The organism is Arenibacter nanhaiticus (assembly GCF_900141935.1).
Classification (GTDB): Bacteria; Bacteroidota; Bacteroidia; order Flavobacteriales; family Flavobacteriaceae; genus Arenibacter; species Arenibacter nanhaiticus.
On sequence record NZ_FQYX01000002.1, the window covers coordinates 186,182 to 202,757 of the forward strand.

Sequence of the window (16,576 nt, forward strand, 5' to 3'; positions counted from 1 at the left end):
GGGTTCTTGCCGCTAATTAACATATATTTGCGGCATATTTTCTGAGAAAAACAAAGAAACAAAAACAAAAGATTACTTTAGGCATGATCCCAAAAAAAATACACTATTGTTGGTATGGCCAAGGAAAAATGAATGATACGCTGCAGAAATGTATCGCCTCTTGGCATGAAAAATTACCAGAATATGAAATTATAAAATGGGATGAAACCAACACCCCTTTTCATAAGTTCCCTTTTTTAAAATTACTGTACAAACAGAAAAAATGGTCCTTTATCACAGATTATGTCAGATTGTATTCCATATACACTCAAGGTGGTATTTATTTAGATACGGATATTGAGATCCTTAAAGATTTCGGAGCCTTATTAAACGAAAAAGCCTTTGTTGGTTTTCAGACCAATCTAGAAGACTCCATCTACCCGATTAATTCTGCCGTAATAGGATCTGAAAAAGGGAATAGCTTTGTTTTGGACTGTTTAAAAGAAACGGAAAAAAAACAACGTTTACAATTTAACGCTATGGGAGGACCACCTATCGTTTCAAAAGTACTGATCGAAAATTATGGACTAGACACCTATAAAGAACAACTTTTAAATGGGGTAAAGCTTTTACCGACATCCTACTTCTATCCTTTTTCCTGGGAAGAAACGTATACGAAAGACTGTATTAAACCAGAAACAATTTGTATACATTGGTGGCAAGATTCTTGGAAAAACAAGAAAAAAGGCTTTAAGTATATCCTTGATAGCTTTAACCGGAAGCTTCAAAAAACGCCCGTAATGCTAAAAGACAAATTGCATTACCTTCTTGACAAGAAAAGTTTTTTTTACATACAATAAATGAAACCAAAAGCAACTCTTTTAATTTCAACCTACAATTGGCCATCAGCTTTAAAAAAAGTCCTTGAAAGCATTCTTTACCAGTCAGTGAAACCGTCGCAGATTATCATTGCAGATGATGGTTCTAAAAAGGAAACAAAAGGGCTCATTGCCCTGTTTCAAAAACAACATCCATCCTTAAACCTGTTACACCTATGGCAGCAGGACCAAGGGTTTCGAAAAACAATAATTCTAAATAAAGCTATTACCCGGGCAACAACCCCTTACATCATCCAGATTGACGGGGATTGTATTATGCATTCCAAATTTATTGAAGATCACATAGCCTATGCAGAAAAAGGTTTTTTTGTCTGCGGAAGAAGAGTGATGCTAAAAGAATCTTTTTCTAAATCAATCCTAAAAGATCGACTTAACTTTAGAAATCCATTCGTAAAATTATTGGCCTTAAAATTTAATTTTAAATACCAGTTCCAACTGCCATTAATGGCCAAAAAAAAATTAAAGATCATTAGCGAGCAGAACCAACACCAAGCATTTGGTTGTAACCTCGCTTATTGGAAAAACGACATCTTAACTATTAACGGGTATTCTGAAGATTTTATTGGCTGGGGTCCAGAAGACAGTGAACTCACCAATAGATTGTTAAATAGCCAGAAAAAAGCTAAACAAATTTTTTATTCCGGAATAGTCTATCATATATATCACAAAGAAATATCTAGAGAATATACGCCCAGGAATATTGAACTATACAAAGCCTCTTTAAATAAAAACCTGATAGTGACTCCAAACGGTATTATTAAACACTAATAAATAGAAACGTTCTTATCTTTGTAGCAAATATACACCAAGGATTATATGCTGTTTTATCCATCCAGTAGAAAGGACAATACAATTTCTATACTACCACTAAGCTACTATTATAACATATGCTTAAAACATAATGGGACCAATAAATAGACGGCAAGAAATCTATAGGAACCGCTACTTTTAATTATAAAGAATATATAGGATAAGATTAACCTATAAAGAACCCTTAAAAATTCCTAATGATGAGTACTTTTCATGAAGAAATAAACACCGCAGTAACAGTTTTACAAGAAGGCGGACTAATTTTATACCCAACGGATACCGTTTGGGGAATAGGCTGTGATGCTACCAATGAGGCTGCTGTAGAGAAAATATACGCTTTAAAGCAACGCGCCAGCACCAAAACCATGATATGTTTGGTGGCCAATGATTTTATGTTAGAACAACATGTAGCCAAGGTTCCGGACTTAGCCTTCGACATTATCGATCTTGCCTCCAAACCTACTACAATAGTCTACGAGTCGCCAAAAGGGGTGGCAAAGAATCTGATTGCGGCAGACAATACCTTAGCTATTAGAGTGGCGACGGATAAATTTTGCCAGCAGCTGATTCAGAAATTCAAGAAGCCAATTGTATCGACTTCTGCCAATTTGGCCGGTGCTCCGACCCCTACTAGTTATAAAGAAATATCCACTGAGATTTTAAAAGGTGTAGACTATATAGTAAATTTGGATCGCGATAAAGAAAAAAGCGCTCCCTCTTCTATTATTTTACTCAAAAATAATGGAACCGTTAAAGTGATCCGAGAATAAGAATGATGCAGACAAACCATATAGAAGCCTTAAAGAACCCCATTTTCGATATTATTTCCAAAGCAGCCCAGGAACTCTCTGTAGATGCTTATGTGATTGGAGGTTTTGTCCGGGATTATTTATTACAAAGAGGTACGCCCAAAGATATTGATATTGTCGCTATCGGCAGCGGGATTGAACTGGCTAAAAAAGTGGCTAAAAATTTACCTGGGAGTTCCGAAGTATCGGTTTTTAAGAATTTTGGGACCGCTATGATCAGGTACCATGAAATTGAAATTGAGTTTGTTGGTGCACGAAAAGAAAGTTACCACCGCGACAGTAGAAAACCTGTCGTTGAAAACGGAAGTTTGGACGATGACCAAAAACGCCGTGATTTTACCATCAATGCGTTGGCTATCTCCCTTAACAAAAACGACTACGGCACTTTACTAGACCCCTTCGATGGCCTTTCGGACCTTTCCAAGCAAATAATACGCACCCCCTTAGAGCCAGGCATCACCTATTCCGATGATCCATTGAGAATGATGCGGGCGATAAGATTTGCCACTCAGTTAAACTTTATCATTCACCCAAGCTCCCTTCAGGCGATCGCCGACAATAAGGACAGGATTAAAATTATCTCCAACGAACGTATTGTTGACGAATTAAATAAGATTCTATCCAGTCCAAAGCCATCTGTAGGCTTTTCACTGCTTCACACTACCGGGCTATTATCCTATATCATGCCCGAATTGGTTGCATTGGAAGGAATTGAAGAAATTGAAGGTCAAAGTCACAAGGATAATTTTTGGCATACTTTGGAAGTAGTCGATAATATTGCTGAAAATACGGATAACCTATGGCTTCGATGGGCCGCCTTATTACACGATATCGGCAAAGCCCCGACCAAAAGGTTCGACAAAAAAGTTGGATGGACCTTCCACGGACATGAGTTTTTGGGCGCTAAAATGGTGTACAAACTGTTTAAACGCTTGCGATTACCGCTTAATGACAAGATGAAATTTGTCCAAAAAATGGTACTTATGAGCTCTAGACCTATAGTGTTATCCCAAAAATACATTACAGACTCTGCGGTAAGAAGGTTGGTTTTTGATGCCGGGGAGCACGTCGAGGACCTAATGACCTTATGTGAGGCCGATATCACCACAAAAAATCCGAAAAGACAGAAAAAATATAAAAACAATTTCCTTATAGTTCGCCAAAAAATAGTAGAGGTTGAAGAACGCGATCATGTAAGAAATTTTCAACCCCCTGTGAGTGGCGAGGAAATCATGAGTACTTTTAACCTAAAGCCTTCCAAGGAAATCGGAATTATCAAAGATGCGATCAAGGAAGCAATTCTCGAAGGAGACATTCCGAACGAATATGAAGCAGCACACCTCTTTATGTTACAAAAAGGTAAAGAGTTAGGGCTTTCGTCCAAATAAAACAATCAACATGACACCTCCCTAATCGGCCTATGCTGTTTAGAGAGTCCCATCCTATAAAAGAGAAGGCCTTCCTTCTCTTTTGTGTTTTAATATACAGGTGTTTATTGTTTTTTTAAGGTCCTGTGTAATTCGCATAGCTAAATTCACATTTGCCAACAGTTTCTCGTCATACTCATTTCAACTGCCTAAAGAATTTGATCTGGACAAAAGAGATTATTCAACAAAAGAATGGTAATTTCGCAACATCTTTTTACTTGAAACAAATGCATAAAAATTTTACAAAAATCGCTAAAATATCTTTGATCCTTGTATACTTGGTCATTGTAGCAGGAGCAGTGGTAAGAATGACTGGCAGTGGTATGGGATGTCCTGATTGGCCTAAGTGTTTTGGCTATTACATTCCTCCCACGGATATTTCCGAACTTCAATGGGATGCCAACAGGGATTTTAAAAAAGGCCAGGTAATTATCGTAAACGAATCATTGCAAGTAGCACGAAAAGATTTTATTACCGGTACGAGTTACGAGCCAGAAAACTGGACTCCCTACACCAAACACGATTATGCCGTATTTAACCCCTTGCATACTTGGACCGAATTTATCAATAGGCTTTTTGGTGCATTGGCCGGTCTGGGCACCTTGGTGATGGCTATCGCCGCACTGAGCTTTTGGAAGAAACAAAAATCCATTACCATTATTTCATGGCTAGTTGTATTTGCTATGGGATTCCAAGCGTGGCTAGGAGCGACAGTCGTATTTTCGGTTTTGGCTCCTGCAAAAATAACGGTTCATATGGTCATGGCCTTGGTCATTGTAGCCCTTATCCTTTATGTGATTCATATTAGCAAACCTTCCGTAAAAACAATCAAGACAAATACCCCTATAAGGTTTTTACTTATTACCGCACTGGCACTAACCCTAATCCAAGTAGTTTTTGGAACACAGGTAAGACAGTTCATAGACGAGCAAAGTGCCATTGTAGGAGATGATGCCAGCCATCTATGGCTCGCCAATCCCACCATTTCCTTTTATATTCACCGATCCCTGTCGATTGCGATCGTTTTGCTAAATGTCTTTTTAGCCTATAGAATTTATACAAACAACCTCGACTTCAAGAAGATTAACTGGGTATTGATTTTGTTATTCCTCGAAATAATTACCGGAATGAGCATGTACTATTTTGATTTCCCGTTCAGCACACAGGCACTGCACCTAGTCCTAGCGGCGCTTCTCTTTGGTGTTCAATTCTATTTGGTATTGGAAGCTATAAATTCTTCCAATACCGTGAAAACTTTGTAACTTTGCACCACAAAATAAAGGATCGAATGATATATAAAATAAGGATTATCCTTGATGCGAAGGAAGATATCTTTAGAGATATTGAAATAGAAGACCATAATACTATGGAAGACTTCCATAATGCTATCACTCAGGCATTTGGTTTTCTAGGGAATGAAATGGCTTCTTTTTACACTTGCGATGAAGAGTGGGTACAGGACGAGGAGATTACACTGTTTGATTTAAGTGAGAGTGGTACCGATGTGCGTTTAATGAACGAAACTATTTTGACAGATGTCTTAACGCAGAATACCCCTAAACTTATCTATGTTTATGACTTTTTAAGCATGTGGACCTTCTTTGTAGAATTAGCAGATATTACTGAAAAAGAAGATGGACGTTCTTACCCTAATACCCTATTTAGTTTTGGAGAGGTACCAGAATTCCCTCCAGAAAAATCATTTAAAGCAGAAGAAACAGACTTCGATTTAGATCATACCCTAGACAATTACGAAGACATGGGTTTTGACGAGAATTGGAACTAAACCAATTTGAACGCTAAAAATTGTTCGGGACTACATACACCGGTTTTACAAAGGTCTTAGTCCACACTCATCAGTTAACGATTTAACATACCAAAATGATCAATTTATATCCTACTCAAATTGAAACTATTTCCCTCCATAGGGTGGGGAATAAAAATAAGGGTGAAGGAGTTTTTCTTTCCGAAGAACCATTTTCCTTAAATGATGAAACCACTGGCCTTTTAAAGGAATACTTTTTTAAGCCTTTTAGGGAAAAAGAAGAAAACTATTTTAAATTTGACAATGAGGTTGATGTAACCTTTAATGAAATGTTTAAAATAGTTACGGCTATTTTTGAAAACCCAAACTCCTTACACGAGAATTCAAAGAAAATAGCAAACCTGCTTTTTGATCAGTCCAATCACCCACACATTAAAAGCGGCGAAGTGTATATAGCCTACCTTACAGATCTGATGCTAGACAATGTAAAGGTAAATGCCGTTGGAGTATTTAAAAGCGAGCTTAAACACGACTTCCTTCAATTCCAAGAAAAAGGAAATAGCCTTGACATTTTAGTACAGCAGGGAATTAACATTAATAAATTAGACAAGGGCTGTCTTATCTTTAACACCGATAAAGAGGAGGGCTATAAAATACTCTCTGTTGACAGTAACCGATACGATGCCAAATATTGGTTGGAAAACTTCTTGGGCGCAGAACCTTTGGCCGATGATAATTTTAAAACAAAAAATTATCTAAAAATGTGTCAGAGTTTTGCCAAAGACGTGGTATTGCCTGCCGAGGACAAACAACAAGAAGTATTGTTCATGAACAGGGCAGTGAATCACTTTGCAAAAAATGACACCTTTGAAGAGTCCGAATTTTTAAATGAGGTCATGGAAAACCCTGAGCTCATTCCGGAATTCAAACACTACAAGGTAGAAAAAGGCCCTAAATACAGTATCGAGGATGTTTCTAATTTCGATATTGCCAACAAGGCCGTTTCCGACGCCCGAAAGAAAATGAAGAACGTCATTAATCTGGATACCAATATCACGATTAAACTAGACTTCATCAACCCTGAATCTGCCGAAAAGTTCGTAGAAAAAGGTTGGGACGAAGAACGACAAATGTACTATTACCTTCTTTATTTCAACAAGGAAGAAAAAAATTAAGACAGGGACCTAAAAGCAACGAGCAGTAACAATATAACTGGTCGTTGCTTTTTGGTTTCAAATTTTGATCTTGTTTTCTATAATTTGCTTCATACTTACATCCTGATAATTTCTCTTCACAAAATCGAGCGCTAAGCCGAGGACATCGCCCATCGATTTACACTTTTTAAAATCTATATCTCCGGTCAGGTCATGGATGTGATGCGCCAAAGCAGCTATATTCTCATCTGTAGATATATAATCTGTTTTACTGATAGAAATCAACCTCTTAATTCTATTACCAGAACTCAAAATTCTTTTAGCCACAATAGAACGCTCCTCTATCTTGTATTGATCTACAGAATCGCGTTGCAACTTTTCTTTCACCAACATAACCATTCGGTAGTTTTCCTTAAAAAACTGTGGTCTATATACCTTTAGTTTCCCTTCGAAACATTGTTGGTCAAAATCTATGGCCCTAATTTTATACACTACATGGTCGAAATCGTGAGTAGGTACAATGACATAATTATAAGACCTCATATCTCCCAACAATCGAATCATACAACGTTCATTGAACTTTACAAATTCTTTTGCCAATTGGGATTTTTCGGATTCGGAACATTTGGGCAAAAAATCCTTTATAAAAACATCCCCGGGAATCCCCGCAATATGTTCTTCTATGAGCGTATCCTTATATACCAAAAAGTTAAGATTATAAGGAGACAGCATATGCTCTAATTCTAGCCCGTAAACCCTAGAGGCATCTGTTCTTTTCACATAAAAGTAGGTGAAGTTATCATTTAGAATATTCCTGACCTTAATCCTAAAGGGTTTAGAATTCCCAAAGGTGCAGTAATCAACGGCATCTACGTTCAGAAAGGGAAAAATACTTTCTCCACCATCCGAATGAAGAATAGAATACACTCTTTTTAAACTTAAATCTATTTCGACTCGCTCATATTCATTGTAATAAACACGAACCCAAAGCGTATCTTCATCATTGGAATCATATACTACGATGGAACCCGAAAACCGTAAGAGATCTTCATAAAAAATAGGGATTTCTATTTTTCGACTGTAATGCTCTAAATAAGCATCCAATTTTTTACTAATAGGATATGCCGGCTTTTTCTTGGACATTAATCTTTCTTCAGACATATTTTTGGTATTTGGATACAATTTAAAACTTTGAAACCAAGAAATTCGATTTTAAGACTTGTTTTTTTATGCTCCACTGGCAAAAAGCAATTCTGTACACCCAAAGCCTGAAAACTCCCAGTAAAATATCCCTGTGGCCGTCTATTGCTGCAAAATATTTTTATCAGATCGGAACTTCTTAAAAATCTAGTCACCTCCCTCTAAGGGAATCTTCCGAAGCGGTTTGAGGAAGGATATTATATTTTACCCTAATTCGACTATTATTTTAATAGTGTTGGCCGTATTTTTCGTTGTACTTTTATATTTATCGCGCTACACCTTTAACAAAGGCCTTATTAGCCGTTAGTCCCGAGAAATAGCGGACAAGGTGTTGATAAACGCTTAACAACAACAATTCCCTTCACAACATTTAGTTGTCTAGGACTTATAATGGCGTTTTTTCAGTTTCCGAAAACAGCACCTAACGATCCTACTTATCCCACTTGGAAAACTATAGAATGTAATTCCCATCCGGATGATTATTTTTAAGGAGGCCCATGGAAGAAAAAAGATTATTATTATTATTATTATTATTATACTATATTGTAACAAAACAAGAAGTTACTCGTCAAGTAGGCACGAAGAACTGAAAAATAAACCCATTTTGGAATCGATATTAACTGTCAACAACCTCACCAAAAAATTTGGCTTTCTTGCCGCCGTAAAAGATCTCTCCTTTAGCATAGAAAAGGGAAATGTTTATGGCATTTTAGGTCCTAACGGGAGCGGAAAATCTACCACCTTGGGTATAATCCTGAATGTAGTTAACCAAACAAGCGGTGATTTCTCCTGGTTTGGCGGAACAACCTCGACTCATAATGCTTTAAAAAAAGTAGGAGCCATTATTGAACGTCCTAATTTTTACCCGTATATGACGGCTTTGCAAAACCTAAAATTGGTGTGCAAAATAAAAGATGTAGGCCAGGATAAAATAGAAGAAAAGCTGGCCCTAGTTGGACTCCAAGAGCGAAGAAACACTAAGTTCAGCACCTTTTCCTTAGGAATGAAACAACGGTTGGCCATCGCCTCTGCCCTATTGAACGACCCTGAAATATTAATTTTGGACGAACCTACCAATGGCTTAGACCCTCAAGGAATCCATCAAATACGAGAAATCATAAAAAAGGTAGCATCCTCTGGCACTACTATTCTGTTGGCCTCACATTTATTGGACGAAGTCGAAAAAGTTTGCAGTCATGTCATCATTCTTAGAAAAGGAGAAAAACTGTATTCAGGAAAAGTAGAAGATATGTTGGCCACTCATGGTTTCTTTGAACTAAAGACCGCTGACCTCAATGCGCTGGTGACCCTTTTAAACAACCACGCCAGTTTTGGAAAAATAAACCAAGAAAACGGCCTTATTACTGCATTTTTAAAGGAAGAGCTCGACGCTTTGACCCTTAACCAATATTTATTTGAAAAAGGGATAGTGCTTTCTCATTTGGTAAAACGAAAAGAAAGTTTAGAAGAACAGTTCCTGACACTGACCAACACCCCCACAACCATCAATAAGATTTAAAAACAGCTTGCTTTATGTTTCGATTATTACAGATAGAATTTATAAAATTATGGAACAACACAGCCGGTAAGCTTCTTATTATATCCTACTTTGCCCTCATTCTATGTATGGCCCTGATTGCCGCCATTAAGTTTGATATTGGACCCATCGAATTTCATGTTGCCGATCAGGGAGTTTTCAATTTCCCTTATATATGGCATCTAAATACTTGGATTGCCAGTGGCCTTAAGCTCTTTTTTGCCATTGTTATTGTCTCTATGATGGCCAATGAATACAGTCATAAAACTTTAAAACAAAACTTGATCGACGGGCTAAGCAAAAAGGAATTTATTGCCTCTAAGTTTTTAACCGTATTTTCTTTTTCCCTTATATCGACCCTATTTGTTTTTATACTCTCGCTTGTTTTAGGATTATGTTATTCTGATTTTACAGAAATAAGCATCATTTTTTCAGATCTGGAATACTTATTGGCTTATTTCGTAAAACTAATAGGCTTCTTTTCGTTCTGTCTGTTCTTAGGGGTTTTGGTAAAACGTTCTGCCTTTGCCCTAGGTTTTTTAATTCTTTGGTTTATCATGGAAAATATTGCCATTCGATTTTTGGTCTGGTGGTTGGTCGGAAAAGAAGCCTCGGAAAACATCATGAGATTTTTGCCCCTAGAATCTATGAGTAACCTTATAAAGGAGCCTATTTCTAGGTTTAAAGCAGTAAAAAGCATGGTAGCACAGGTAGGAGAAGTAATGAACAAGGATTATGCTGTTCATTTTTCCGAATTGCTGATCGTGGGGAGCTGGACAGGTATTTTTATTTATTTATCCTATGCGCTTTTAAAAAGACGCGATTTATAATTTCTATATCCTTGATATTATATGATAAAGGGCTTAGTTTTTACAACTAGAAGCGATTGAGAGTTTGGCAACTCATAGGTGATACAGCCTTATTATCTTTCTAAGCATTCCAAAACCCAACTTTTGAAATCTTGGTTTTCCTAAAACACAACTAACTCATAAATAGCAATGACTTATGTGATAAAAGCGTGTTAAAGGAAAGAATTTGTCTTAAAACCGACGGACTAATACCCTATGATTTAGTACTTTTGAGGGATGAAATTTAAAGTCGTTTCAGAATTCAAACCCACTGGGGATCAACCTTCTGCCATTAAACAATTGAAAGAAGGCTTAGAAAGCAACGAACGTTACCAAACGCTTTTAGGTGTCACGGGATCCGGTAAGACTTTTACCGTGGCCAATGTGGTAGAAAGCGTTCAGCGTCCTACCTTGGTTTTAGCACATAACAAAACCTTGGCGGCCCAGTTATATTCAGAATTTAAACAGTTTTTCCCGGATAATGCGGTGGAATACTTTGTTTCTTACTATGACTATTACCAACCAGAAGCCTATATTCCCGCCAGCGGCACCTATATAGAAAAAGATTTATCCATCAATGAAGATTTAGAAAAACTAAGGTTAAGCGCCACCTCCGCCCTACTTTCGGGGAGAAGGGATATATTGGTCGTAGCTTCAGTTTCTTGTCTGTACGGTATAGGAAACCCGGTGGAATTTCAGAAAAATGTTGTCCATATCCACAAGGATCAAGTTATTCCTAGGACTAAATTTTTACACCAATTAGTACAAAGTCTATACTCTAGGACCACGGCAGATTTTAAGAATGGGAATTTCAGGGTAAAAGGCGATGTGGTCGATGTTTTTCCAAGCTATGCCGACCATGCTTTTAGAGTTCACTTTTTCGGGGATGAAATTGAGGAAATAGAAGCTTTTGATCCCTACAAAAACAAAACCTTGGAAAAATACGAACAGGTCAACATTTATCCGGCCAATATGTTCGTAACCTCTCCCGACATTTTGCAAAATGCCATTCATCAGATCCAGGAGGATATGGTAAAGCAGGTGGCTTATTTTAAACAGATCGGCAAACCTTTGGAAGCAAAACGTCTGGAAGAGCGCACCAATTTTGATTTAGAAATGATACGGGAACTCGGCTATTGTTCTGGGATCGAGAATTACTCGCGCTACCTAGACGGTAGGGAACCGGGCACCAGACCTTTCTGTTTGTTGGATTATTTCCCTGATGACTATTTAATGGTAGTAGATGAAAGTCACGTTACCATTCCCCAGGTTCATGCCATGTACGGAGGCGATCGCTCTAGGAAAGAAAACTTAGTAGACTATGGTTTTAGGCTCCCAGCAGCCATGGATAACCGCCCCTTGAAATTTGAGGAATTTGAAGCCCTTCAAAATCAGGTAATTTATGTGAGTGCAACCCCGGCGGACTACGAACTGGAATTAAGCCAGGGAGTATATGTTGAGCAGCTAATTAGGCCAACCGGACTTTTGGATCCTGTTATTGAAGTACGCCCCAGCCTAAATCAGATCGATGATTTAATTGAGGAAATACAACAACGGGTAGAAAAAGATGAACGTAGCCTAGTGACAACCTTAACCAAGCGTATGGCAGAGGAACTCGCAAAATATTTAACGAGGATCAATATTAGGTGTCGCTATATACACAGTGATGTAGACACCTTGGAACGGGTTGAAATCATGCAAGACTTGCGAAAAGGAATCTTTGATGTTCTTATTGGTGTAAACCTGCTACGCGAAGGCTTGGATTTACCCGAAGTTTCCTTGGTAGCCATTTTAGACGCGGACAAGGAAGGTTTTTTAAGAAGCGCCAGGTCCTTAACGCAGACCGTGGGTCGTGCTGCAAGACACCTAAATGGCAAGGCTATCATGTATGCTGACAAGATTACCAACAGCATGAAGAAAACCATTGATGAAACTACCTATAGACGCGAAAAACAGATCCATTACAACACCGTGAACAACATTACCCCGACTGCCTTAAACAAAAGTATGGACAGCGTATTGGCCAAGAATTCGGTTTCTACCTACCACTTTGAAAAGGAAAGCATTAAAGCCGCCGAACCAGATATGAAATACCTAAGCGCGGATGAAAAAGAAAAAATGATCAGAACAAAAAGAAAGGCCATGGAGAAAGCCGCCAAGGAACTGGATTTTATGCAAGCGGCCAAAATCCGGGATGAAATAAAAGCACTACAAGAACAGCAATAGCTTACCTCCTAACTGCTTACACCTATTTAAATACATTAAAAAAGCGCCCTAATACTGTAAGACGCTTTTATAACTAACTAAACAAGTAATCATCAAACTTCCTATTAAGCGATTTCTATCAATCGTTTAGGCTTTGGTTTTGCCTCTTCCTTTTTAGGCAATACAAACTTTAATATTCCTTCTTCGTAGGTAACCTTAATTTTTGCTGCATCTACGGATTCAGGCAACGTAAACACCCGCTTAAAGGAGGAAAAAGAAAATTCTCGCCTGGTATACTTCTCCTCGTTTTCGTTGCTCTCTTTGGCGATTTCCGAGGATACGGTCAACAGTTCATTATCGATTTCTATTTTAAAATCTTCTTTCTTTCTTCCAGGCACCAATAACTCCAAGCCAAACGCCCCCTCCGTTTCTTTGACATTGACGGCAGGAAGATACCGGTTCTCAGTCTCTATACCGCCAAGCCAGTCTGGTTTTAAAATTTCATTTACAAAGGCAGGGAACAACACATTATTTCTTTTTACTAAACTCATGATCTATATATTTTAATTAAACTTATTGTTTCTTTCCAACATATAGTCAAATGTTATACCAGCTCATTTTAAGCGTCATTTTGTCTTGTTTTCAATCCAAAATCATGCCATAATGACATTTTCTAAAATAACTTAATTATAATAGGTTTTAAAAATATTGATCAATACTTCTGGCGGCACCACCATATCGGGATAATTATACATAACTTTTAAAACCTGATCAATGGCGGCCGGCGGCAAACCCAATCGAAGACCTATATTATGAAGCCGTTCTATTTCTTGTTCACTTTGTTCTCTATCCACGTTCATCAACAAGACAAGACGGTGAAATTGAAGAATCCGATCACTCTCTAGCTTAAGAGTCATTTTTTCTACCTTTCTATGAAATAGAGAATCAAAGGTTTTGTGATCGACCTCTAATTGATTGGCTACTCCCAGTAAAAAATCGTACTCCGACTTTTTAATTTTATTATTTACCCTAGCGAAAGAAATCATTTCAGAAAGAATGCTCAACTTCTCCTTGTACGTACTCATAAATTAGCAGTTTAACACTAAGTTACATTAAAAAGCTTTCTTTATTCGTAAAACAACACGAAAGAAGCCTTATCGAAGCTAATTTTGTAATACCTTGCAAAAAAATTTCAGTATGACCAATAATGATGTTCTAAAAAAGTTAAGGGTAGCCTTAAAACTAAGAGATGATGAAATTGTAGATATTTTAAAATTGGTTGATTTTAATATTACCAAGAGTGAAATTGGCGCTTTTTTCAGAAAAGACGACCACCCCAACTATATGGAATGTGGAGATCAGATCTTACGTAATTTCTTAAATGGACTCGTTATTCATTATCGAGGAACCAAAGAAAAACCTAAGGATGTAAACCTCACTTTACCAAAACCAAAAAAAGATATAGCTGAAAAGCCAACTCGCAGACCATCCTTTAAGAGCAAACAGAAGAGCAACATGGACAAAGATATTAGTCCGGTGAAATACAAAAACAAAAAAAAATCCTGAGCTTAGCTTCAGGATTTATTCTTTCAAGGATTCCCTCCTTAGCTCTTTAAGCGCACAGGAATTTTATACGTCTTTCCTTCTTCATATCCCTCTGCCGATACCTTATTGTAATTTAAGCGGCTTTTCAAAAAAGCATCGAGTCCTTCCTCTTCGGTGGCCACAGAAAGCACCACTAACTCCATTTCATTATTGATAGTAAAATACACTGTGGCGAATAGGTCTTCCCCATGATTGACCCTAATATTGTTCCCTTCCAAAAGTTGACCAATTTGCTCTGATAAACTTTTAGCAGGATTTTTGTTCTCTTTTTCGATTGCAAATGAATTTCCAAAGGATAATAACATTGCTGCCGCTACTACTAAACTAATTTTTTTCATGATGTTTTGTTTTTTGATTGATGAATTGATTGATATATTTAAAAGACTGCTGTTCACAAAAAATGTTACAACTTTTGATATATTAATTAATGTTTTATACTGAAAATCGATTGTTAAGGAACTAATCTCACATTTACAGTGTAAAACTGACTCCCCATGTCTTTGAAAGCATCAATCTTTCTATAATTTAAGCGGTCTTTCAAAAACGCCTCCACAGGCTCGTAATTGGTTGATACAGACAACACTACTACCTCTTGTTCTTTGTTAAAGGTAAAAAGCACCTTGGCCGATACACTCTCGCCCTGGATCGCTAATTGATGATCTTGTAATAATTCACTGATCTTATCGCTCAGCTCCTTTTTGGGATGAGGCTTTAATAGGTCGTTGGCTTCCACGTTGCTTACGGCAAAAAACAAGGCAAGAAGTAAAAAAACACTGATCTTTTTCATGGTTTATCGATTTAAATTGACTTTACTTTTAGCTCCCCTTCTCTATATTTATCTTAGGAGACAGGACAAATGTAATATCAAAAAACCTTACTTAACAAGCTGAAAAACAGACTTAACGAACACTTAAAACCAATAACAATTAGGAAACATCCACAAGAAATTTATTTATTAAAAGCAGCCTCAAAATATATCAACGAAAAGACAAAAAAAATATAAATAATAAAACGTAAACACCATTGCTTTACACATCCAAAAACCAAACCAACCCTTCGTATGAATAAAACAAAAAATGGCAATGTTATGAAAACATTGCCATTTTTTATAAACTATTATGTAGTGGGTTAACGAACTATGCCAACACCTCTTTTACTTTGTCGGCAGCTTCTTGGAACTGAACCGCAGAATGCACTGCTAAACCAGAATTATCTATAATATCTTTAGCTAGCTCTGCATTGGTCCCTTGTAAACGAACAATAATTGGCACTTTTATAGCATCTCCCATATTTTTATAGGCATCTACTACTCCTTGCGCAACTCTATCACATCTAACTATACCTCCAAAGATATTGATCAGGATACACTTTACGTTGTCGTCCTTCAAAATAATCCTAAAGGCTTCCTCTACCCTCTTAGCATCGGCCGTACCACCAACATCCAAGAAATTCGCAGGTTCACCTCCGGCCATTTTAATTAAATCCATGGTTGCCATTGCCAATCCGGCGCCGTTTACCATACATCCAACATTACCATCCAAATCTACGTAATTCAATCCAACCGCTCTAGCCTCAACTTCAATGGCGTTTTCTTCACGTAAATCGCGCATTTCAGCATATTGCTTTCTTCTGTACAAAGCGTTATCATCGATAGAAACCTTGGCATCAACAGCCATGATTTTATCATCTGATGTCTTAAGAACAGGGTTAATTTCAAACATATTGGCATCACTTTCGACATAAGCCTTGTAAAGATTTGACACAAACTTGGTCATCTCCTTAAATGCTACCCCAGAAAGTCCAAGGTTAAAAGCAATTTTTCTTGCTTGAAAAGGCAACAAACCTGTAGCTGGATTAATTTCTTCCGTAAATATTAAGTGAGGCGTATTTTCCGCAACATCTTCAATATCCATTCCCCCTTCGGTAGAATACATCACCATATTTCTTCCGCTAGCCCTGTTTAAAAGAACAGAGATATAGAATTCACTAGTTTCACTGTCACCAGGATAGTACACATCTTCGGCCACCAATACTTGGTGTACTTTCTTTCCCTCTGCAGAAGTTTGAGGAGTAATTAAGTTCATCCCGATAATGCTTCCTGCAATTTCTTCTACTTCCCTTAGATTCTTGGCAAGTTTGACCCCGCCACCTTTTCCACGTCCACCAGCGTGCACCTGAGCCTTTATTACGTGCCATCCAGTACCAGTTTCCTCGGTTAACTGTTTGGCAGCTTCTACAGCTTCCTTGGTATTGTGCGCTACAATTCCGCGTTGGATACGCACCCCAAAGCTCGCTAAAATTTCTTTTCCTTGATATTCATGAAGATTCATAAGTAAGG

The 16,576-nt window shown here is 37.6% G+C and carries 17 protein-coding genes; 11 read left to right on the plus strand and 6 right to left on the minus strand.

Annotated elements, in window-relative coordinates; all coding sequences use genetic code 11:
- The first annotated feature begins 71 nt into the window (after positions 1-71).
- From BUA16_RS02095 to BUA16_RS02125, 7 genes are all read left to right on the plus strand, one after another.
- Positions 72-839, plus strand: a complete 768-nt coding sequence (locus BUA16_RS02095; RefSeq protein WP_262482951.1) for a glycosyltransferase family 32 protein — start codon at positions 72-74, stop codon at positions 837-839.
- A complete protein-coding gene (locus BUA16_RS02100; protein WP_072762978.1) occupies positions 840-1,646 on the plus strand; it encodes a glycosyltransferase family 2 protein in 807 nt (268 codons plus the stop codon).
- Positions 1,647-1,888: 242 nt separating this feature from the next.
- Complete coding sequence (locus tag BUA16_RS02105; protein WP_072762979.1) at positions 1,889-2,458, plus strand: L-threonylcarbamoyladenylate synthase; 570 nt, start codon at positions 1,889-1,891, stop codon at positions 2,456-2,458.
- Between the two features lie 5 nt (positions 2,459-2,463).
- Positions 2,464-3,885: a CCA tRNA nucleotidyltransferase gene (locus BUA16_RS02110; RefSeq protein WP_394333065.1), complete on the plus strand. Its 1,422-nt coding sequence runs from the start codon at positions 2,464-2,466 to the stop codon at positions 3,883-3,885.
- Between the two features lie 266 nt (positions 3,886-4,151).
- The gene (locus BUA16_RS02115; RefSeq protein WP_072762981.1) at positions 4,152-5,186 is read left to right on the plus strand and encodes a COX15/CtaA family protein; all 1,035 of its coding nucleotides are present in this window, start codon (positions 4,152-4,154) and stop codon (positions 5,184-5,186) included.
- Between the two features lie 26 nt (positions 5,187-5,212).
- Positions 5,213-5,710, plus strand: a complete 498-nt coding sequence (locus tag BUA16_RS02120) for an IS1096 element passenger TnpR family protein (protein WP_072762982.1) — start codon at positions 5,213-5,215, stop codon at positions 5,708-5,710.
- Positions 5,711-5,805: 95 nt separating this feature from the next.
- Positions 5,806-6,864, plus strand: a complete 1,059-nt coding sequence (locus BUA16_RS02125; RefSeq protein ID WP_072762983.1) for a nucleoid-associated protein — start codon at positions 5,806-5,808, stop codon at positions 6,862-6,864.
- A 57-nt stretch (positions 6,865-6,921) separates the two neighbouring features.
- Here the strand turns inward: BUA16_RS02125 and BUA16_RS02130 are convergent, their stop codons facing one another.
- A complete protein-coding gene (locus BUA16_RS02130; RefSeq protein WP_072762984.1) occupies positions 6,922-8,004 on the minus strand; it encodes a hypothetical protein in 1,083 nt (360 codons plus the stop codon).
- 643 nt (positions 8,005-8,647) lie between these two features.
- Between BUA16_RS02130 and BUA16_RS02135 the strand changes: the two genes are divergently transcribed.
- The 3 genes from BUA16_RS02135 (at position 8,648) to uvrB (ending at position 12,654) form a co-directional block, all read left to right on the plus strand.
- Complete coding sequence (locus tag BUA16_RS02135; protein WP_072763081.1) at positions 8,648-9,562, plus strand: ABC transporter ATP-binding protein; 915 nt, start codon at positions 8,648-8,650, stop codon at positions 9,560-9,562.
- Positions 9,563-9,576: 14 nt separating this feature from the next.
- Positions 9,577-10,410 carry an ABC transporter permease gene (locus tag BUA16_RS02140; RefSeq protein ID WP_072762985.1) on the plus strand — a complete coding sequence of 278 codons (834 nt, stop codon included), beginning with the start codon at positions 9,577-9,579 and terminating at the stop codon, positions 10,408-10,410.
- Between the two features lie 255 nt (positions 10,411-10,665).
- A complete protein-coding gene (uvrB, locus tag BUA16_RS02145; RefSeq protein ID WP_072762986.1) occupies positions 10,666-12,654 on the plus strand; it encodes an excinuclease ABC subunit UvrB in 1,989 nt (662 codons plus the stop codon).
- A gap of 104 nt (positions 12,655-12,758) precedes the next feature.
- Here the strand turns inward: uvrB and BUA16_RS02150 are convergent, their stop codons facing one another.
- Positions 12,759-13,184: an Hsp20 family protein gene (locus BUA16_RS02150; protein ID WP_072762987.1), complete on the minus strand. Its 426-nt coding sequence runs from the start codon at positions 13,182-13,184 to the stop codon at positions 12,759-12,761.
- Positions 13,185-13,316: 132 nt separating this feature from the next.
- A complete protein-coding gene (locus BUA16_RS02155; protein WP_072762988.1) occupies positions 13,317-13,718 on the minus strand; it encodes a hypothetical protein in 402 nt (133 codons plus the stop codon).
- A 112-nt stretch (positions 13,719-13,830) separates the two neighbouring features.
- Between BUA16_RS02155 and BUA16_RS02160 the strand changes: the two genes are divergently transcribed.
- A complete protein-coding gene (locus tag BUA16_RS02160; protein WP_072762989.1) occupies positions 13,831-14,199 on the plus strand; it encodes a DUF1456 family protein in 369 nt (122 codons plus the stop codon).
- 38 nt (positions 14,200-14,237) lie between these two features.
- Here BUA16_RS02160 and BUA16_RS02165 read toward each other — a convergent pair whose 3' ends face one another.
- The 3 genes from BUA16_RS02165 to sucC all read right to left on the minus strand — a co-directional run bounded on the left by BUA16_RS02165 (position 14,238) and on the right by sucC (position 16,568).
- Entirely contained in the window at positions 14,238-14,576 is a 339-nt protein-coding gene (locus BUA16_RS02165; RefSeq protein ID WP_072762990.1) for a hypothetical protein, read from the minus strand.
- Positions 14,577-14,689: 113 nt separating this feature from the next.
- Positions 14,690-15,025, minus strand: a complete 336-nt coding sequence (locus BUA16_RS02170) for a hypothetical protein (protein WP_072762991.1) — start codon at positions 15,023-15,025, stop codon at positions 14,690-14,692.
- 349 nt (positions 15,026-15,374) lie between these two features.
- Positions 15,375-16,568 carry an ADP-forming succinate--CoA ligase subunit beta gene (sucC, locus tag BUA16_RS02175; RefSeq protein WP_072762992.1) on the minus strand — a complete coding sequence of 398 codons (1,194 nt, stop codon included), beginning with the start codon at positions 16,566-16,568 and terminating at the stop codon, positions 15,375-15,377.
- Positions 16,569-16,576: the final 8 nt, after the last annotated feature.